Below are 20,782 nucleotides of genomic sequence, written 5' to 3' on the forward strand. Positions count from 1 at the left end.
TTTTAAAAATGGCAAGCCAATTTAATTTATAGGCCTGCCATTTCTTTATTATATTTATTTTTTAAATTCTTTACTCAATCTCCATCTATCATGGAACCACATCCATTGCTCTGGATGTTCTTTGATAGCTTCCTCAATAAGGTGTATTAAATTTTGTGTATTAACCTTTACATCCTTTTTCAGGTCTCCTGTTTCAATAAGTTCAATTCTTTTTACAATTTTTACCGTATTAGTATTATCTTCATTTAATATGGAATATCCAAATACCAATGGGACTTTAAATTTTAATGCGAAGTGTATAGCACCTGTAGGAGCTATAGTGTCTCTTCCAAAGAAATTAACAGTTGTTCCTTTGTCTCTATGATCTGAAAAAAGAGCTAAGATCTCTTTATTTTTAATTACCTTTAGAAGTTCTCTAGGGGTACTCTTTGATTTCTTTATCATATTAAAATTAAGCTGACTACGATTTTTAGTGATATATTCGTCGATATAAGGGTTCCTTTGAGCTTTAACTACATCAGATAATCTATATTTTTCTGTGATTTTTAGAGAAGCTTCTAGATTTCCCATGTGCATACTAGCTATGATAAGGCCTTTATTCTCAGCTACAGCTTCGTCTAAGATAGGATAATTTTCTACATTGACCTTTGTTTCATCAAAGATAAAGTCCATAATCCACAGAGACGAGAGGTATGCTTTAGTCAGTACCTTATAATTTTTTTTAGCTAATTCTATCCTCTCTGCTTCTGTCTTTTCTGGGAAAGCTAATTTTAAATTAGCTAATGCTATCATCCTTCTTTTTTTAATCAAATGATATCCTATAATTCCTATTTTTTCAGCAATTTTATATCTTGTTTTTTCTGAGAACATCATAAGTAATTTTACAAAACTAATCATGAGATAATATTCTAATTTATGTTTCATTCCATCCTCCTAATTATGTATAATTCAAGTCTATATAGTCTACCATAATTACTATAATGGTGCAATTACAGTTAAAATATTTGTAATTAAATCAATAATGAGGTAATATCATATTACGAAATAAATTTAGGTAAGGAGTGGTAAAATGTATGATGTTGCTATAATTGGAGGAGGAGTTATCGGATGTAGTATAGCTCGGGAACTTTCTAAATATAAGATAAAAACAATGGTAATAGAGCAAGAAGGAGATGTAAGCTGCGGTGCTACAAAGGCAAATTCAGGGATTGTTCATGGGGGCTATGATGCTGCACATGGTAGTAAGAAAGGTTACTTTAGTCGTAGAGGCAATATACTTTTTGACGGGTTGAATAGAGAACTAAATTTTGGATTTGAAAAAATTGGATCATTGGTATTGGCCTTTGACCAGGAGGAATTAAAAACATTATCTAAAATAATTGCAAATGGGGTAAAAAATGGGGTAGAGAATCTAAATATTATAGGTAGAGAAGATCTGTTGAAATTAGAACCGAATGTAGGAAATGCTGTAGGGGCCTTATATTGTAAGGATGCTGGGATAGTTTCCCCCTATGAATATTGTATAGCTCTGGCTGAAAATGCCATATCAAATGGAGTAGAATTTAAATTTAACAGCAGAGTTGAAAATATAGATAAGATAAATGATATGTATACCATAAAAACAACTTCAGGAGAAGTAAAGAGTCGGTTAGTTATCAATGCTGCAGGAGTAAACTCCGATACTGTTTCTAATATGATGAATGATGAATATTTTCATATAATCCCTCGAAAGGGTGAATATTTGGTATATACAAAGGGATATGGAGATAAAGTTAACCATGTTATATTTCAATGTCCCAATGAAAAAGGAAAGGGGGTATTGGTTACACCTACCTATCACAATAACCTCATGGTAGGTCCAGATGCACAAATAATGGATGATAAATATGACACTTCTACTAATATAGACAAGTTATTTGATATTATAGGTAAAGCAGAGAAATCTATTCCAAATTTAGAAAATAAAAAAATTATTAGAAGTTTTGCAGGGACTAGAGCAACCAGCAGTCTCCATGATTTTATAATCGAGGAAACAGAATCTAAAAACTTTATTAATGTGGCAGGAATAGAATCTCCAGGGATAACATCTTCTCCTGCAATAGCCCAATATGTAAGAGACTTAGTCGAAAAGGTAATTGAGCTGCCTAAAAATAATGAATTTAATCCCTATAGAGAGCCGAACATTATAAAGAGGTCAAAGGATGATATGCTTCCTATGAAAATAGTAAATGAGTATATCAATTTAGATGAAGATGATCCTGAAAGGATCGTGTGCAGGTGCGAACAAGTCAGGCAAAAAGAAATTTTGGATGCATTGGATAGGGGGATAAAAATTACTTCTACTGATGGGATAAAAAGACGTACTCGAGCAGGGATGGGAATATGCCAAGGTAAATTCTGTGAGCCACGGGTAAAAAAAATTATTGCTAAAAGATATGGTATGTCAGAAGATGAAATAACTACTAGGGGGACAGGAAGTGGAAGTGAGCCTGTACGGGTAGAGATCATGAAATTAAAAAACAATTAAGAATTATTCTAAGGATCTTATGATCCTTAGAATTTTTTTGCTTTTTTTTAGGAGGGGATTATGAATTATTATTATTTAATTCATAGAGAGGATATAATGATTAATAAATATTATGAAGGTGGAAGCTAACATGCTATTGGAGTTTTTTAGGAGAGGTAAAGCTATAGATAAACTTTAAAGCTGTCAAAGGAAGTTCATGATTATTTTAAAGAGGAAAAAGACTCTTTATGTTGTAGAGTATTAATACACAAGTTTAAAAAGTTTGGTTCTAAGGGGCACAAGAAACAGTGTACGTTATTTACTGGAATAAAACTGCTGAAGTCATAGCGAGGAGTTGAAAATAACTGTAGTTCAAGGTGGAACTGAAAGAGTCAAAATAAATAAAAGAAGCCTTTTAAATTTTTAATAACCCTAATCTTCATTGTTAATCTACTAATTAAATATGGAATCGTAAGGAAAAAATAGTTGTATTTTTTTACTTATAAATATATACTATATAGTAATCAAATTTATTTGTTAGGAGATGTAAGAGTGGAATTTATAAACAGTAAGGAAAATAAATTATTTAAAACTATAAAGAAATTAAAACAAAAAAAATATAGGGAAAGAGAAGAACTTTTTTTAGCCGAAGGACATAAATTTTTAGATTTTTCTATTGCCCCTAAATATATCATATTACGTGATGGTGTGGAAGAAAATTTTCCTAAGATAGATAATTTTAATTGCAAGAAATACATCTATAGTGACACTTTATTCAACGATATTTCAACACAGGAAAATTCACAAGGTGTGATTTTAATCTATGATTTTCTATCTAATTCTATGGAAGATTTAGAAAAAAATATAGTTGTTTTAGACCGTATTCAGGATCCAGGAAACCTAGGGACAATCATTAGATTAGTTGATGCAGTAGGATTTAAAGATATCATACTAACGACTGGAAGTGTTGATATATATAATGATAAAAGTGTTAGGAGTAGTATGGGATCATTATTTAATCTAAATATAAACTACATGTCAGAAGAAAAACTTGTAGATTTTTTAAAGTCAAATAACTATAATATTTTATCCAGCGGATTAACAAATGAAAGTGTAAATTATAACAAGGTTAAGTTGAAGGGTAAAAATGCAGTTGTTTTTGGAAATGAAGGACAAGGGGTATCAAAAGATATATTAGAGGCGAGTAATGAGATTGTAAAAATACCTATATACGGAAGTGCAGAATCGCTGAATGTAGGAGTGGCCACTGGAATCATATTGTATAAGGTCAAAGAAATACTGGAGGAATATGAGGTATAAACATTTAAAAAAAGAAAAAGTTTTTGAGAATAAACATTTTGAGATATATGAGGAAGACCTAGTCTTACCTAATGGGAATCAAGTAAGATGGACTTTCTTAAAGAATTATATAGCTGTAGGAGTAATTGCGTTTACTCCAGAAGGAAAACTTTTATTAGTTAAGCAATATAGACCAGCTTTAAAACAAGAAATAATTGAAATCCCTGCAGGGCTTGTAGACCCAGGGGAAAATGTAGAAAAAGCTGCTAGAAGGGAACTCGAAGAAGAGACTGGATATAGAGCAGGAAAGATGACTAAAGTCTGTGAATATTTTAGAAGTCCGGGACTTTCATCTTCAAAAATGTATATATATCATGCTGAAGATTTGGTTAAAACATGTCAAAATTTAGATGAGGATGAGTTTTTAGAAGTTTTAGAAGTTGATCGAAAAGAGATCGATGAGATGTTAAAAACTCCTCTAGATGGAAAGACCATGTATTCGCTTAACTATATAAAATGCAATTTAAAGAAATAACCTTTTCAGGTTATTTTTTTATGGTAAAAAATAAATCAAAAATTATGATATAATAAAGGATAAATAGTTATAAAATTTAGAAAAGATATAATTATAATTATAATTAATGATTAAAATAGATGAGGAGAAAAAGATGAGATTAGACAAGTATTTAACAGAATGTGGATTAGGAAGTAGAAGTGAAGTAAAAAGAATATTAAAAATGAGAGAAATTAGAGTGAATGGGAAGATAGAGTTTTCACCCAAATTTAATGTTTCTATTGATGATGAAATTGTATTTAACGGCGAAACTATAGAATATAAAGAGATGAGATATTATATTATGAATAAACCTGCTGGATATATTACGGCTACTGAAGATAAAAAGCATAAAACAGTCATGGAGATTCTTCCAGAATGGGTAATTCAAAAAAACTTATTTCCTGTAGGAAGATTAGATAAAGATACAGAGGGTTTATTACTTTTCACAAATGATGGGCCTATGTCTCATGAACTTTTATCACCTAAAAAACATGTAGATAAAATTTATTATGTAGAAGCTGAAAAAAATATTACTGATGAGGATATAAAAAAATTAGAACTAGGAGTCGACATAGGCGGGTATATAACTAAGCCATCAAAATGTGAAAGAGTGGATGAAAATAAGATGAATCTTACAATAAGTGAAGGGAGATTTCATCAAGTTAAAAAGATGCTTCATGCTGTAGATAACAGTGTAATATATTTAAAGAGAATTAAGTTTGCTAATTTAGAATTAGGTGATCTAGAAATTGGAGATGTAAGAGAAATAAATGCGGAGGAGATCTTATGAATTTTTTAATAGATATGCATACCCATACAAATACCACACCTCATGCATATAGTTCCCTAGAGGAAAATATTAGGGCTGGAAAGGCAAAGGGGATTAAAATTATTGCTAATACTATGCATGGTCCTTATCTTCAAGATTCACCTCATTGGTGGGCGATTGCTAATCAAAGAACATTACCTGATTATATTGACGGAGTAAGAATATTAAAAAGTGTAGAAGCTAATGTAGTAAACATAGATGGTGAGCTAGATATAAATGATAAAATAATCGAGATCTGTGATATTGTTATAGGAGGGTTTCATAGTATCCCTGAATATGGAGATACCAATGATATCAATAAAAATACTAAAGCTATTGTAAATGTTATACAAAATAATGTAGTTGATATCTTAGTGCATTTAGGAAATCCAGAGTTTCCTATAGATTATGAAAAGGTAGTTATTGCAGCAAAGAAACATAATGTAGCTATAGAAATTAACAATGGATCATTGACTACCAGCAGAGCGGGGTCAAAACCAAACTGTAAAAAGATCATGGAACTTTGTTTTGAACATAAACCATTTATATCTTTAGGAAGTGATGCACATTTTTCTACTCTCATAGGTGAATTTACAGAAGCTGTAAAATTAATTGGAAGTTATGACAAAGAATTAATATTGAATACAAATGAAGAAAAATTAAAGGAATTTGTAACTCTTAGAGGTAAAAATATATAGAGGTGAGAAATATGAAAAAAATTATTATATTTACTTTTTTAGCCATTACAATTTCTACATATTCAGAAGTGAAAGAAATTGTTAAAAATGCCAAAGGAAAAAATATTCTGTTGATGGAAGATAACACTTGGGAATTGGAAAAAGAGTTTGAAAGTGTAAAAGAGTTTGAAAATAAAGTTAAATTATCCAATGTAGAAGTTTCTGCTAAAAGAAGTAACGGAAGAAGTATAACAGGAAAAGTTACAAATCAAAGTAGAAAAAAATTAGACTATGTTACCTATAATATAAAATGGAAAATAGATGGACAATATTCGACATTGAAAACATTTACCATAAAAGATCTCGATTATAGAGAATGTAAGGAATTCAATAAAAGAATTAAGTTAGAAAGAATTTCAGGTAGAGACTACAAGATTGAAGTTTCAGATTTTAAATGGGAGGAGTAAAAAAATAGGAAAAACCTCTAAAAATAACTTTTTTGTATTTTTTAAATTAGAGGTTTTTTATTTTTATACAAGCCATCAGTAAGTAATGGATGCTTATATCTAAGTATAAAGCGTTTCCATAAAAACAATAATAGGACTTTAGGAGGGGTTATGGATTTAATAAAAAAAGATACCAGTCTCTCGATTCCTAAAAAACGTAGGAGAAATCGAGAAAATAGCGGGACAATATTTTCCATCTATAAGTCTGAAAAAACTTTAAAAGATTATATGTTTCATTTGAATGATTTTTTGAAATATATATATGAATATGATGGAGATCTAAATCCTGATGAGACTATGAATATGATGAATAATATTGAAAAAGAAGATATAGAGGATTATCTAAAACATCTTCTTAATGAGAGAGATTTAAAAAAAAGTTCTATTAATAAAAGTATATCATCTCTTAAGAGTTTGTATAAGGAATTGGAGAAGAATGGTTACAATAATCCATTCAAATATATCCCTCTATTTAAAACAACTAAACATAATTTAGATAACGTTCTAAAACTCTCCTATGAAGAATTAAAGGAGATTATACTAAATTTTTCTGTTGTAGATGATAAGAGTTTTAGGGATTTAGTAATTTTATACACGCTATTTTACACTGGACTGAGAAGTTCTGAATTGATAAACTTAAAATATGAAGATATCATTGAAAGACAGGGAAGCATAGTTTTAAGGTTAAAAGAGACGAAAAGTGGAAAAGAACAGTATAAACCCCTCCATGATGAATGTTATAAAAAAATAATGGAATTTAAAAATTACATCATGAAGCTTTATAAGGTTGATTTAGAAGAGATATTAGATCACTATATTTTTTCTAAGAGTTTTCTTCCTAATGAAAAAATGTCCTATAATAATTTGTATAGAATCATAAAGGATAAAGGTCTCACCATAGGAAAGGATATTTCGCCACATAATATCAGGCATACAGTGGCTACTGAGTTATCCCTGCGTGGTGCAGATATTTTAGAAATACGTGATTTTTTAGGTCATGCTGACACCAAAGTCACCGAAGTATATATCAATGCAAAGAACATATTAGAGAAAAGAGCTATCACCAAATTACCGAAGCTGATTTGATGATAGCTTCTTTTTTACACAATATATTAGTTAAACTAATTATTAAGTTCTATAGTTTGATTAAAATACTAAATATAATAACTGTTCATAAAAGTTTCATTATCTCCTAAAAAAGTACAATTTATGTTATTTTATCTTAATTTTTTTTAACGATTGAAATAAAAAAAAGTACCTAGAAAAACTCTAGATACTTTAAGTGCATTTTTATTTTACAAACATTAAAAAATGTTATATAATTATAAAAAGTTACTTGATAAATAGACCTTATCATTTAACTAGGTTTCGTTCTCCCTGCAAGGATTACGGAACCATTTTTTTTATTAAATTTATTTTTATTTCAACCGTTAAGAAAAGTATACTCAATTTTTTTTTAATTTGCAACTTTTTTTTATATATTTCTCAATCTAAGTCCTAAAATCAACCTAAATGATAACTTATCAGCCTCAGAAACCCATCTAATTTTAGATTGTAGGACTTACTAGAACTTTTTTCTAGAGAATATATATCTTTAAGTTTCCACTGCGTGTGCTACTTCCTACGGTCGTTTTTTCTTTAAGGCGAAAAGTCAAACTCCTATCCACTAGCCGTACAATCATTTTTAGTTTAAAAGGGAAAATTATTAAGATCCTCTCCCAAGGTTTTAGGTGTAAAATAGGCATGATATTTCTATTAAAAATAAAAAGCCTCTAAACATTTAAGTAAAGAGGCTTTCAAGTTCTTATAAGGTTTTGACTCCAGAGTCAAAACCTTTTTTAACTTAGAAAGATTGTTTAACATCAACCTTAGCTATTGTTAAAGCTGTATCTGCTGCATCTTTAAATTTTTGTGTCTTTAAAAGTGCGGCAATAGTTGCAACATTACCTGTTGCCTTAACATTTGGTATAACGATATTACACTTATCTTTTGAATCAGAGAATGAAACAGTAAACACTTTTACTGCTGAATCACCATGTGTATCTTGTGGGATCACCATATCTTCATCAATATAAGTTCCTGCAGGAGAATTATATTTATTTATAACACCATCTAATTCTCCAACTATTCCACTAATAACTGTTTCTACATCACTACCAGTTGGTAAATCAATATAAATTCCATTACCTCTTTGGTACATTTGGGAATCTGCCAATACTACTACCTTTCCTGCTGAATCTCCCCTTCTCACCGTTAATGTTGTTGATTTTCTTTGCTTAAATGACATAATTTGTTACCTCCATTTTTATTATTATATATATATTAATCGCGAATTAATAACTTTTTTTATATCCCATATTCAAATCTTTAGAATAGTCTTGTAGATATGTAAGTAATCCTTTAATATCAGGTTTACTTGTAGTTCCTGTGTCCAAGTATGGAATTGTTATATTAAATCTTTCTTTTTCATTTGTTTCATATAGAACTTTTAAATCAAAATAATCCGATTTATTTATGTTCTGATTAGCAAATTTCACTTTATCTTTCAATGATAATTCAGAGACTAATTTATTTACTCTTACTATTTTAGCCCCATTATTTAAAGCATTATATGCCTGAACAAAATCATTGGCTTTGCTTTCAGTTTTAAAACTTGCCTCACGAATAGAATTATCACCACTAGCAAGGGAATAAGTAAGTTTAAATAACATTTTTAACACCTGAAACCTTTCTAAATTTCTCAAAAATTGATACTGGCAATGTTAATAAAAGTTTTTTTTCTTTATCATAAAAATTAATTTCTTCATTTTGAGTAATTGAAATTTCATATGCTTGACTTATTACTCTCCAAATACTAAATACTTCACTTAGTTTCATATTTTAAGTACCCCCTCTTTATCAGGATAGTTACCTAACCCATTTAATAATCTATTTATACTTACAACGAGATCCGCGTTTGGATTACCTTTTAAATTCTGAATAGTTCCATCATGACCAGTTTTTAAAGCTCCAGTACCAACACTGAAAGCACTTGCTTCGGTAGCTGATGAACTCCTTATATTTGTATATCTATTTGATCCCTGGTTCAAATGTTCCATTTCTTTATAATAATTTTTTTCTAGATTTTTTATTGCCTCACTTTTACCACCCATTTTTAAGACAGAACCTTTTATCTCTTTCTTTTTAACTAAATATTTACTTCTTGATTCTTCTCTCAAAACATCCATTTTCTGTTCAAACATATTTTGAGATTTTAAAGCTCCCCCCATAATACGAGCATTTGTTGAGACTGCAACCCCCATTCTAACCTGATTTGTAAACTGTTTTACATACTTATTATTAAAATTTGGCATAGCTTTTTGCATGATTTCGTCCACACCATCTATTACAAAGTCTACCGTTGTATCAATGAAAGCCTCTGCCACTACATTTGTAACTGTATTTAAAGCAGCAACACCCGCCATAGCTAAAAAAGTAACCATAAAACCACCTCATTAAATTTTATTTTTTTATTTTTTATAGTATAATTAAACCGAGGTGATAATTATGATAGATATAATAGAAATGATAATTAAATTAACATTAGCAATAATTATAGCAATGGTTGTTGTAGGAATCCCATACTTTACAATATTAAAAATTTTCTTTAAACAATGCCCATATTGTAAAAACCGAATTAATAAAAAAGCCATTAAATGTTCACATTGTCATTCAGAACTTAGAGGGAAATAATCCCTCTTTTTTCTTTTATTTTTGTAAGTCTAAATCATTTTGAACATCTTCAACCTTTGAAGAATCGAAGAATTTTTCTCCCACCTTTGCTACTATTTCATAATCTGTTAATTCTATTGGTAATTTTGGTTTAATTATATCTAAATTTTCAACCTCTTTGGAAACGTCATCATGTTTCAATTTCAAATCTCCATTTTGTGCATAATAGATTCTAGCCTGAGTAGTGTCATATTTTTCATTATTAAGCTCTGTATATGCTTTGACTAATGGGTCTTGATTAGCATAATATCCTTGTTTAATTTCCACTGTGTCCCCATAAGAATCATTAAATTCACCTTTTTTCTTTAAACTATGTTTTTGTTTCCATGCTTGAAGTTCTCTACCTATCAAGTCTAATTCTCCATTAGGTTCATCTATGGTCGTTTTATTTCTTCTCTCTAAATATTTAGCATTTGATTTTTCAATTATTTTTAATGAATCATCACCATCATAATTAAATTTATATTTATCAATATTATTTTGATCAATAATTTTTAACTTTTCTTGTCTTACACTTAAAGCCCCAATCAAAGTATTCCACTCTTCTGTACCTATTCCATCTATGGCAATAGTTTTCGTTTCACCATTTTCATCTGTTACCTTTAATTCAACTTGTTTTAATTTTCCTGTATCATCAGTAGTTTTTAAACCTATTTGAGAATCTTTAGGAACATTTAAATTAACTTCTTTTCCAGTAACATCTAAAGCCACTTTCTTATTACTTACATTTAATTCAACTGATTTATTGGCTGTATTTAAAGCCACTGATTGACCATTACCATCTAATTTTACTGATTGACCACCTGTATCAAGTCCGACTTTAGACCCCTCTGTAACTGCCAAATTGACACTCGCATTGTTTTCCATCTTCAATTCAGGATTTTGAATATATAATTTTCTACTTTCAGGGTCTATTTTTACCACTGTTGCACCTGCCTTTTCTAAGATATCGGATACATTCGGATTATAAACTTCCTCATTTTTTTCTGATCCTTCCTGTTTACTACCATCAATTTTTATTTTAAAAGTTTCAAGAGTATAATAAAATTCATCATCTTTATTTATTCCATAGTCTAAGTTATAACCAAAACTAGGATCTAATCTTTTCTTATTTTCTAAATTCTTTACTATTCCAGAGTTAGAAAGATAATATAAAAATTTTGCTAACTCATTTTCTGCTTTTTCTTTTTTAGTTAATTCTTTTTCAAACTCTGATATTCCATCTGATTTATCAATTAATTTTATTTCTAGCTTTTTCTTATCCACATGATGTTCTAACATTAAAAATACTCTTTCTTGTCCTTTTTCTGTTATGATCTGCGGAACATTTGGATTTGTTTCAGGATCATAATCAGGGTTATGGATTGGATAAAGATCTTCACTAAAATCATTTGAAAAATTTTCTAATTGGCTTAAAGATAAATCACTCATTATATAATAAAATTTATAATTTTTTTCTAGCATTTCAACTTCAAAAGTTGTATGTTTTTGTTGAGCTAAATCCCATAAAGGATGACTTTTAAATAACCATTTAAAGGTTTTTAAAAAATTAAATTCATCCTGTTTTGACTTTTCATCGAAAGGAATAGTATACCTTAAGTGACCGCTAGAATAATTAGGGTTGTTTGTTACCACATTTAAATGTAAATTATTAGAATCTATAAGAATAGATTTAATCTTGCTATCCACTGGAAACGGGTCTAATCCCTCATATATTTGAGGTAAACTATTAATCAATTTATCAATCATTTCATTAAATATTTCATTTCTTTTTTCATCATCAGGACTAAAAAAGTAATAATTTATAGAATAAAATAGAAGTAAATGTGAAAATGATGTTACAAGAAATAAACCTAAAAATCCCATTCTATCCCCCTTTTAACTAATTTTTTATATAAATTTCATTAAACATAATTTCAAAATCTAATTTATCAAAATTCTTTGAAATATTTTTTCCGATACCATCAAGAGTTATAAAGATTTCATCTACAATAAAGCCTTTTTCTTTAATAATTATGCCAAGTTTACTATCTGAACCATTAAAATATTCTTTTACTTCATAATCAAAATCAGGATTTGATCTTTTCTTTTTCTCTAATTTATCTAAGTATTTTGATTTTAATTCTTCATATAAAAGTTGAAGATTTTCTTTTTCTTGTAACTCTGGACTATCTTCTTTTAAAAAATCACTTTTTATATTTGATAAATAATCCTCTGAATTATAGTAAACCTTTAATACTGGGTAATTAAACTTAAATAGACGTTTAAACCAATAATCATACATTGCCCCATCCTCAGTAAAAGAGTTTAAATAAAATCTAAAATATAAGTATTTTTTCATATAACTAAAATCAGAATAACCCCTTAAAAAATAATTAAAATCATTTCTTGAAATTCTATAACTTTTCCATGATCTTTTAAAAAAGTTCAAATATTCTTGAGTAAATGCGGAATATTCTTCTGAATTATATCTAGTTAAAGCACCCATAGTAGTAAATACAAACAAATACTTTTCTTCATTTGGTGCGATCACCTCAATATAATGGTTAAAAAATAAATAATAATTACCATATAAAACATCACCATAGTCATCATCATCAACAGGATTAGGTTTTACATCTGAATACTCAGTTTGTCCATAAGAAGAAACCATAGTAAAACTGTCAGAGTAAGGGAATAAATAAGACATCACAGGTTTAATATAACGAGCAAATGAATAGAAATTTGTTATTCCTCTTAATTCACTTATTGTATTAACTTTTTGCATATCCATAAAAAAAACTTTCCTAAAGTGTTTATCATGCCTAAAATATGTATGATCTTGTGCAATTCTTGAATTTTCTATTATTTTTGAAACAGAAACCATAAAATCAACCTCATTTTAAGGGGGAACTTAATCCCCCCATTGTATTTATTATTGTGGTGGTCTTGGTCGTCTTCCTGAATTATTTATCCCTGCACCCTCTAAGACTCTTTCATCTCTTTCAAAAGGATCAACAGTTAACAAGATTTTACATAATGCTTTACTTATCAACTCTGCTTGAATTGGACTAAATGGAGATCCTCCACCACTTCCTCCACCTGAACTTTCAACATTAATTTCTTTATTATCACCAAAATAAGTAGGATATAAAAACGGATTATTTATTTTTGGTTTAATAAAATTCAACATATCAATAGGATATCCACTTGAAAATTTTGAATCACCTACCATAAAAGCAAATTCTAAATAATTTTCATTATATCCATTTCTTTGTAAGACAGATAGATTAGTACTAAAGTCACTTCCTCCATCAAAACTTACATTCCCTTTTTTTACTTCATCGAATAAAGATTTTAATCTTACACAATATCTACCATTTCCCAAGTTTAATAAAACAGTTTCATGAGTATAACTATTTAATTCTTCTGTATCTACTGATGATATTGATTTAAACCCTATAAATATGTCATCAAATTCAACAGACAAATAATCAATTGGTCTACCAAGATCTTTATAAATTAGATACTCATCATAAGTCATGTACTCTTCTATATCTTGCCCATTATCCAAACCGCTTACTTTAACAATCATTATCAAGTCATTAAAATATGCAGTAATACCGTTAGTCTGTAACGGCTCAAATTTTCCTGTAATACCTTTTTTAAAACTTAATTTTGAAAATTTTCTATCAGTTCTAAATTTACTTAGATAATAAAAAACATCCTTTGCTAAGAGTTCACCACTATATAGGCTACTATCAAACAATATTCCCATTAAACCACCCCTTTTTTTTATTTTGATATAAACTGAAATAATAAAACATATATTGGTATTACAATAGAACCTAAAAGTAAAACTATAATTTTAGCCCATTTATCAATACGTGTCATTTTATCTAGTATATATACCGTACTTTCAAATAATAAAGGGTCATCTTTTTCTATTTTTTTTAATAATGCTTTTTCATAATTAGCCAAATAATTCCCCCTTTATTTTTTTGTTATTTTCCCAAGCTATCCAACCAAATAACCTAAGATTTTTATAAATAAGATAACTTTTAAACCAATTTACCCCATCTTTTTTCTGTTGAGATCTTAAAACATTATCCCAATATTTCCTATCAGTACCTTTTGGCTGCACTCTATAACCAAAATCATGCAGCACATAACTATTTGTTTCTACACCAAATCTATCAAAAATAAATCTAAATACTTTTGGAATAGATCCAAGATCTGTTTCCATTTTTGCCTTAATTAGATATTCTTTACCATCCACTTTAAATTTTAAGGGTTCATAAACTTCAAAATGATCTTTCATAGGCACAAGTTTGATTTTTCCCAAAATTTCAATTTCCATTCAGACCCCCATTTTTACTGATTTTACTTTATTTTTTCATAAGCTACTATTTCTCCAAGTGTCCATTTATCCTTATACATTTTAAGTGGCAAAGTAATTTTCACTTTATCCCCATACATCAACTCATTTTCCATTTTTTCAGCTAATGGTTTAGCAATTTTAAAGCTTGGTGTTGCCTCTCCACCATTATAATTTTCTTTCAAATTTTGATATTTTATAACTTTACCTGACTTTTCATCAGGAAATTCCCCTACTGCTACCTCATAAACTTCTACTTCTAATACAATTCTTTTCGCTTTCATCCTTAATCATCTCCATCAATTAATTTATTAATAAACTAGTTAGCTAGTATTATTTTTTAATTTTTTAATTCTTCAATTTTAAACTTTTTACCCTTGCAATTATTGGGGTTATATCGATCACCTAATGCTATGATATAAGGGTAGCACCTCAAGAGAAAACTATAAAAAGCTTCTCCCATCTAATTAACATAAAGATAAATTCTTATATCCTCTCACCTGTTGAAGAAATTGTTCATCAACTTTTAAAACCTCTTCTTCTTTTTTAGTGCCAAATAAACACTGAACATCACCACTCAAAGCAAAATTATATTCTTTTTTGTATTCATCATACTGGATAAAAGAGAGTATATCATTTCTATATTTCTTTAAACTGAATAAAACTTTTTCATTGCTCCACATTTTGTCATAAAAAACAACATCATAATACTTCTGAAACCTTGCTAAATACTGCCTAACTTCATAATTTGTTGCTAACTCTCCATTTTTTATTGACATTTTTTCACCTAAATTTGCTAGATTTGAAAAAATCATTCTAACTGATCTAATAATTGAATTTTCGATATCGCTTTCTAATTTCTTTATTATGTTGATAGATCCACTATTTTCTAGTGAATCTACATAAAATTGAACATCCTTTTCATATACTCTTCTTGCATTTTTATAGTCTTCTTGAACAACTTTTAAATTTTTAGGTGTTATTCCTGAATGATGTGTAAATGAATATTTAACCAAACATTTTACATCTTCAATATCAAGATCTTCTACAAATTGAAATTTATTTTCTAGATAAGAACCTTTAAGCTGAAACTCAAATCTAACCACTTGGTAATCATCTTTCAAATATTCTTCTAAAAGTAAATTATTCCAATATTGAATATCTATATTTTTTTTATCAAATTCTGTACCTACTTCATAATCTGTTAATTTATCTTTTTTATAATAGTGATTTAAAATTGTTTCTGCTTTTCTTTTATTCTCACTATATTTCATTATTGATTCTAAAACTTTGTCATATACTCTTAATAAAACAGATTTTGAGCCAACATAAAATCCAGTTGTTACAGATCCAATATCATTACCAAAATCTTGTATATAAAAATTTTTCATTGCAGGTCTTAACAAACTAGAATAGTGACTAGTTAGTCCAGAAGATAAAAAACCATTCCTTTTAGACCATATATCAATTTTCTTTTTCTTATATGACACATCAACTGCATAGTCTAGTCTTTTAACCTTCATTTTATTGAGGTTAATGCCGAAAGGCTCTAGTTTCTCCTGTAAGACTTTCTTTAACGCAGTGTAGCTCTTATACTTCATAAATGCCTCAGCGAGGATCTTAACTTGAAAGATTTTTTTAGTTTCTGAAAAAACTACATTAAATAAGAAAAGTTTATCCACATCATAGAAAGACCATGCAAAAGGGTTAAAACTGGTAGATCTCATTAGATATTCACAGTTACCTTGAATGTCCTTCCAATCTCCATCAATAATAACATTACAGGTAGGATCATAAGAGAAACCATATAATTTATTATTTTCTAATCCTGCCAAAGTTTTACTGTCACTAAAAAGTCCGATATTATCAACATGAAATTCCTTAGTACTGAATACTAAAGTGTCGAATCCTGAATATAATATTTCTCTCATTGATACCCACCCCAATCTCTAAAATTTTATTTTTAAAAAGAATGGGAGGTAATTATCCTCCAAACTCCTTTTCCTGTAATTTTTGAAAAATAAATAATAATTATTTTCCTTATTCTGTAATTCCTATAAAAGGTATTAAAAAAAGTTCCTTTGATAAAGAACTTAGATTTTACAGTATATAGAACTAATCAAATTACTTAAAATAATAATTATCCTCTATATAATCTATAAAATACTAAATATAATAACTGTTATATTTAGTGTTGTTAAATAGATTATAATTACTTGGTGTAATATAATGCTATAAACCCTTAAAAATCAACGATTTAAAAAGAAATATAGATAATGTTAGTTATTTTCATGATTTTAAAATTTGAAGTTTTATTTTCAGGCTTTTTTAATTAGTTTAGATAATTATAAATTCTATAACTCTGTAATAAATATAAGGGTGTAGGAGTGACTTCGATAGAACCTGTAACTTGTACTTGCTCTGTTTCCCCATTATAAAATACCGAGAAAGAAAACACTTTGTAGGTTTTGAAATGCTTTTTTGCTTATATTTTTTTATAGGTCATAGAATTAAAACCTGGAATCTTCTCCAGGGCATAATATAATTCTCTTTTTTAAACACGTTTCCAGAAGAAGATTATTTTCATATTTATTTTATACTTTAATTTGAGAAAAGAGAATTTAATTAAATGAAATAAAATAATATTTTTTATGCTGCCTATACAAAAAATAAAATAACAAATTATTTTTTTAAAACAAATATCCAAATATTTGTTTTAATCTTATTTCTGTTTTCACATAAAAACATCTGATTACTCGAGATAATTTTTATTACAATGAATTTGTAATGTTGTCAATAAAACTAAAACGACACCATTTATATATAAATATAAAGGGTGTCGTTTTAGTTCCTTATATTTTGTTTCATCTAAATAAATCCATAATTAAATTAATAGGACTTTATTTTGGTTTTTCAAATTTTCCAGCAACTGATTTTTGTCTTTCCATTTGAATTCATAGACTAAATATTCAATGTCTAGTTTTTCTAAAATTCTGTTTATTGAGTTGTCGTTATATATTTCGTGAGAATCTAAATTGGTGATATGATCTATTATTATCCCATACCTGTCCATTCTATTTTTAGTTACAGTTATTTTTTTTTGATTTGTCTCTAATTTATTTTTTCTATATAAAAATGGGAAAGTGGCATTTAGATGGATTCCACGAATATGTTTTTTTAAAATTGGAGAATTTAAAATAATCTTTCCTATATATTTTTCAACTGTTTCAAAATTTTTTATATTTTTATCTGTCAGTGTCAGATGGGATATATCCAACATGATCCCCTTGTTAGAATAGTTTATCTGATCTAAAAATTCTTTTGTTTCTATCTCGTCTAAGAGATCCATTCCTGGCCACCATAAATTTTCTAAAAGTAATATAGGTCCATCCTTCACACCTTTAAAAGCTTCGTTGAGAAGTTCTACTGTATAACTTAAAACTTCTTTATTTCCATATTTAAAATTATCGCCAAATATTTCGTCCAATCCAACGTGGGCTACATGAAAAACCATGTATTCCGCTCCCATTTTAATAGAGTCCAAAAATTCGTTTTTATAAAAATCAATTAGTCTTTGACGTCCCCATCCCCCATAAACTTCTACAGCTTTTTCTAAACTTTCGAATTCCTTTATCAGTTCTTCTTTATCTTCCAGCCACATATGAAGCCATGATGGGAAATATAGCAGATGATGTCCAATGGGTTTTACAGTCTCTATGTTTTCAGGGTTATAAAATCCTCCTGTCATAGTTTCGATGCCGTCTAATTGGTATTCTTGTAAAATTTTATCCAATTCATTCCATCCATCTCCTATTTGCTCCAGGTAGCTGTCAGACGCTATAAAACTAAGTAATTTTTTCATACTTATCTCCTTGTGATATATTGTTTTCCTTGAGATGTTTTTCTATGGAATTCAAAACATTTCTTTTATCCAAACTCCACTTAGGTTCAATAAGAGTTTCTCGACTTCCGTCTCCAGTCAGCCTGTGAATAACCATATCTGTATCTAAAATTTCAATAGCTTTTCCTATGAGATCTATATACTCCTCCTTAGCTAAAATATGAAATTTTGTATCTATATATAATTTTTCTAAATTTGTATTTTTAATTATATGTAAAAGATGAAATTTTACTCCCCACACTTTTTTCTTGACGATATATCTTATAGAATCTAACATTGTTTTATGATTCTCATTTGGAAGACCTAAAATAATATGAGCAACAACCTTTATATTTCTATTGTTTAATTTTTCCATCATATTTTTAAACACTTCTAATTTCCAACCACGATTTATATCTATAGCTGTCTTTTCATCGGTAGTCTGTAAGCCCAACTCTACCCATAAAAATGTTTTATTATTTAACTCTTCTAAAAGATCTAAGATCCCATCATCTATACAATCTGGTCTGGTAGCTATAGCTAGTCCGACTACCCTAGGATGAGAAAGTGCTTCCTCATATATTTTTCTTAAATATTCTAAATTTCCATATGTGTTTGTAAAATTTTGAAAATAAGCAATAACATTTCCATGGGGGAATTTTTTGCTTATCAATTCCAGTTGTTCCTCGATCTGATCTGTTATACTTTTTTTTCTAGAGCCTGCAAATTCTCCGCTTCCATTATCACTACAAAATATGCATCCTTTCTTACTCAATGTTCCATCTCTATTGGGACAAGTAAATCCTCCGTCCAAAGAAACTTTATATACTTTCTCTCCAAATTTTTCTCTTAAAAAATAATTTAATGAATTATATCTTTTTTCTCCCCATCTCATCGTATCCTATCAGCTCCTATTTGTTTATTCTGTCATTATACCATGTATTTACTTAGACCTGTCTTTATTCTACAAAATGTGGTAAAATTGTAAGCAGATAAAATTTACGAGGTGACAAAGATGAACACAGAAATTTTCTTAATTAGACACGGGGAAACTATTTGGAACACTAAAAAATTAATACAAGGACAATTAGATAGTCCTTTAACAGACAACGGTATCCACCAATCTAATCTTTTATCCCAAAGGATGAAAAAAATAAATCCCGATATAATCTATACCAGTGATTTAAAGAGAGCTGTCGATACAGCAAACATAATAAATCAATATGTAGATAAAGAGATAGTTGAAATTTCTGGAGTCAGAGAAAGACATTGGGGAGTATTTCAAGGTGCTAGCTGGCCAAAGATTAAGAAATTTTTTCCTACTCAATATAAGTACTATAGAAATGATAGTAAAAATTATATGATCCCAAATGGAGAATCTTATAATCAGGTTACTAAAAGAACCATGGAGAGTCTTGTGGATATTATTGAAAACCATAAAGATCAAAAGATAGTTATAGTTACACATGGTGGAGTTATCAGCCCATTGATCAGAGCTTTACTATGTATTCCCTATGAAACACACAGAAAATTTATGATCTCTAATACTAGTATAACCAAATTAGTTTATAATGATTTTGGATTTTCTATAGTATCTTTAGGTGATATTGCCCACTTAGAAGGGGAAGAAAAAATATTGGATGAATTGAAAGAAAAATAAAAAAAGTAACGTGACGTTGCATCCAGATATGTACAATCTAGATTTTTATAAATTTCATCTCAAAATCCTTAGTTTATAAATAAACTAATACCTCAAGATTCTTAGATTATGTAATAATCTTTAGAAATCTTGGTGATGCTCTCTGCGAGTAGTATTTTGGTGGTGCCCCTTGCGAGTTTAATTTCCTAGATTAAAAAAGAATCACCTCAATAGAGATGATTCTTTTTTTAGTTAATTTTATTTATTTTCTTCAGTTTCTTCTACAGCAGTTAAAACCAATATAACTTCTCCATCACTTAAAAGTTTTAATTCTTCACCTACGATCTCATAAGATGTAACTTTTTCTAGAAGTGCAGTAAATGCATATTCCTGTTGCATAGCATCTTCAGGTCCCATCATCATAGTTGATCCAATTCTACCCATAGTAAGTTCATTGTTATTTAATGTATAGCTACCGAAATATCTATTTACACTTGCATCACCATTAAACTTTCCATCTTCAAATTTCAAATCAGCTTTTGAAGTAGGTGTTACATCTTTTAATTTTTCATCCGAAACATACTTAGATAACTTCCAAGTAGTTCCTGTAAATTCTTTTTGAACGACTTCTATAGTTACTGAATCGGACCTTGTTTCCATCGGCTTATTAGCAGAACACGAGATGATAAATCCTGATAATGCTAATATTAATAATAATTTTTTCATAATATATATACCTCCCATTTGATAACACTCATTCATTTTAAAATTAATTTTTTTTAA

General features: G+C 28.6%; 24 protein-coding genes. 9 read left to right on the top strand and 15 right to left on the bottom strand.

The genetic code is table 11. The features are described 5' to 3' along the window. Positions 1-54: 54 nt before the first annotated feature. Positions 55-924 carry a lysophospholipid acyltransferase family protein gene (locus K337_RS0106390; RefSeq protein WP_028855879.1) on the bottom strand — a complete coding sequence of 290 codons (870 nt, stop codon included), beginning with the start codon at positions 922-924 and terminating at the stop codon, positions 55-57. Between the two features lie 145 nt (positions 925-1,069). Here K337_RS0106390 and K337_RS0106395 point away from each other — a divergent pair, with 145 nt between their 5' ends. From K337_RS0106395 to K337_RS0106425, 7 genes are all read left to right on the top strand, one after another. Further along, complete coding sequence (locus K337_RS0106395) at positions 1,070-2,527, top strand: NAD(P)/FAD-dependent oxidoreductase (protein ID WP_028855880.1); 1,458 nt, start codon at positions 1,070-1,072, stop codon at positions 2,525-2,527. Between the two features lie 531 nt (positions 2,528-3,058). After that, positions 3,059-3,826 carry a TrmH family RNA methyltransferase gene (locus tag K337_RS0106400; protein WP_028855881.1) on the top strand — a complete coding sequence of 256 codons (768 nt, stop codon included), beginning with the start codon at positions 3,059-3,061 and terminating at the stop codon, positions 3,824-3,826. Then, positions 3,816-4,340, top strand: coding sequence for an NUDIX hydrolase (locus tag K337_RS0106405; RefSeq protein WP_028855882.1), 525 nt, complete (start codon positions 3,816-3,818; stop codon positions 4,338-4,340). The genes K337_RS0106400 and K337_RS0106405 overlap by 11 nt, the downstream gene beginning before the upstream one ends. A gap of 133 nt (positions 4,341-4,473) precedes the next feature. Then, a complete protein-coding gene (locus tag K337_RS0106410; RefSeq protein ID WP_028855883.1) occupies positions 4,474-5,151 on the top strand; it encodes a pseudouridine synthase in 678 nt (225 codons plus the stop codon). After that, positions 5,148-5,867, top strand: a complete 720-nt coding sequence (locus K337_RS0106415; protein ID WP_028855884.1) for a PHP domain-containing protein — start codon at positions 5,148-5,150, stop codon at positions 5,865-5,867. The genes K337_RS0106410 and K337_RS0106415 overlap by 4 nt, the downstream gene beginning before the upstream one ends. An 11-nt stretch (positions 5,868-5,878) precedes the next feature. Continuing rightward, complete coding sequence (locus tag K337_RS0106420) at positions 5,879-6,313, top strand: hypothetical protein (RefSeq protein WP_028855885.1); 435 nt, start codon at positions 5,879-5,881, stop codon at positions 6,311-6,313. Positions 6,314-6,463: 150 nt separating this feature from the next. Further along, positions 6,464-7,438: a tyrosine-type recombinase/integrase gene (locus K337_RS0106425; protein WP_028855886.1), complete on the top strand. Its 975-nt coding sequence runs from the start codon at positions 6,464-6,466 to the stop codon at positions 7,436-7,438. Between the two features lie 757 nt (positions 7,439-8,195). On the opposite strand, the gene K337_RS0106430 is transcribed toward K337_RS0106425, so the two are convergent. From K337_RS0106430 to K337_RS0106445, 4 genes are read right to left on the bottom strand one after another with little or no spacing between them, the layout of a single operon-like run. Continuing rightward, positions 8,196-8,639, bottom strand: coding sequence for a hypothetical protein (locus K337_RS0106430; RefSeq protein ID WP_028855887.1), 444 nt, complete (start codon positions 8,637-8,639; stop codon positions 8,196-8,198). A gap of 46 nt (positions 8,640-8,685) precedes the next feature. Continuing rightward, positions 8,686-9,063, bottom strand: a complete 378-nt coding sequence (locus K337_RS0106435; protein ID WP_028855888.1) for a hypothetical protein — start codon at positions 9,061-9,063, stop codon at positions 8,686-8,688. After that, a complete protein-coding gene (locus tag K337_RS19770; protein WP_156877328.1) occupies positions 9,053-9,229 on the bottom strand; it encodes a hypothetical protein in 177 nt (58 codons plus the stop codon). Before K337_RS19770 ends, K337_RS0106435 begins: the two co-directional genes overlap by 11 nt. Next, positions 9,226-9,834, bottom strand: a complete 609-nt coding sequence (locus K337_RS0106445; RefSeq protein WP_028855889.1) for a hypothetical protein — start codon at positions 9,832-9,834, stop codon at positions 9,226-9,228. The genes K337_RS19770 and K337_RS0106445 overlap by 4 nt, the downstream gene beginning before the upstream one ends. 64 nt (positions 9,835-9,898) lie before the next feature. Between K337_RS0106445 and K337_RS0106450 the strand changes: the two genes are divergently transcribed. Beyond that, the gene (locus tag K337_RS0106450; RefSeq protein ID WP_028855890.1) at positions 9,899-10,084 is read left to right on the top strand and encodes a hypothetical protein; all 186 of its coding nucleotides are present in this window, start codon (positions 9,899-9,901) and stop codon (positions 10,082-10,084) included. Positions 10,085-10,099: 15 nt separating this feature from the next. Here the strand turns inward: K337_RS0106450 and K337_RS0106455 are convergent, their stop codons facing one another. From K337_RS0106455 to mnmL, 9 genes are all read right to left on the bottom strand, one after another. After that, positions 10,100-11,989, bottom strand: a complete 1,890-nt coding sequence (locus tag K337_RS0106455; protein WP_028855891.1) for a hypothetical protein — start codon at positions 11,987-11,989, stop codon at positions 10,100-10,102. Between the two features lie 16 nt (positions 11,990-12,005). Further along, positions 12,006-12,989, bottom strand: a complete 984-nt coding sequence (locus tag K337_RS0106460; RefSeq protein WP_028855892.1) for a hypothetical protein — start codon at positions 12,987-12,989, stop codon at positions 12,006-12,008. A 48-nt stretch (positions 12,990-13,037) separates the two neighbouring features. After that, positions 13,038-13,880: a hypothetical protein gene (locus K337_RS0106465; protein ID WP_028855893.1), complete on the bottom strand. Its 843-nt coding sequence runs from the start codon at positions 13,878-13,880 to the stop codon at positions 13,038-13,040. A gap of 17 nt (positions 13,881-13,897) precedes the next feature. Beyond that, the gene (locus K337_RS0106470) at positions 13,898-14,083 is read right to left on the bottom strand and encodes a hypothetical protein (RefSeq protein WP_028855894.1); all 186 of its coding nucleotides are present in this window, start codon (positions 14,081-14,083) and stop codon (positions 13,898-13,900) included. After that, positions 14,076-14,462 (bottom strand): DUF1353 domain-containing protein, encoded by a 387-nt coding sequence (locus K337_RS0106475; protein WP_028855895.1) that lies wholly within the window; start codon positions 14,460-14,462, stop codon positions 14,076-14,078. The genes K337_RS0106470 and K337_RS0106475 overlap by 8 nt, the downstream gene beginning before the upstream one ends. A 23-nt stretch (positions 14,463-14,485) precedes the next feature. Further along, a complete protein-coding gene (locus K337_RS0106480; RefSeq protein WP_028855896.1) occupies positions 14,486-14,764 on the bottom strand; it encodes a hypothetical protein in 279 nt (92 codons plus the stop codon). A 183-nt stretch (positions 14,765-14,947) separates the two neighbouring features. Then, a complete protein-coding gene (locus K337_RS0106485) occupies positions 14,948-16,411 on the bottom strand; it encodes a hypothetical protein (protein ID WP_028855897.1) in 1,464 nt (487 codons plus the stop codon). A 953-nt stretch (positions 16,412-17,364) separates the two neighbouring features. After that, positions 17,365-18,342, bottom strand: coding sequence for a TIM barrel protein (locus K337_RS0106490; protein WP_028855898.1), 978 nt, complete (start codon positions 18,340-18,342; stop codon positions 17,365-17,367). Next, positions 18,326-19,255 (bottom strand): tRNA modification radical SAM protein MnmL/YtqA, encoded by a 930-nt coding sequence (mnmL, locus tag K337_RS0106495; protein ID WP_028855899.1) that lies wholly within the window; start codon positions 19,253-19,255, stop codon positions 18,326-18,328. Before mnmL ends, K337_RS0106490 begins: the two co-directional genes overlap by 17 nt. Positions 19,256-19,375: 120 nt before the next feature. On the opposite strand from mnmL, the gene K337_RS0106500 reads away from it, so the two are divergent. Next, entirely contained in the window at positions 19,376-20,020 is a 645-nt protein-coding gene (locus K337_RS0106500) for a histidine phosphatase family protein (protein WP_028855900.1), read from the top strand. Between the two features lie 237 nt (positions 20,021-20,257). Here K337_RS0106500 and K337_RS0106505 read toward each other — a convergent pair whose 3' ends face one another. Continuing rightward, positions 20,258-20,725 carry an META domain-containing protein gene (locus K337_RS0106505; RefSeq protein ID WP_028855901.1) on the bottom strand — a complete coding sequence of 156 codons (468 nt, stop codon included), beginning with the start codon at positions 20,723-20,725 and terminating at the stop codon, positions 20,258-20,260. Positions 20,726-20,782 lie beyond the last annotated feature (57 nt).

The sequence above is a fragment of the Psychrilyobacter atlanticus DSM 19335 genome (genome assembly GCF_000426625.1).
In the GTDB taxonomy this organism is placed as follows: domain Bacteria; phylum Fusobacteriota; class Fusobacteriia; order Fusobacteriales; family Fusobacteriaceae; genus Psychrilyobacter; species Psychrilyobacter atlanticus.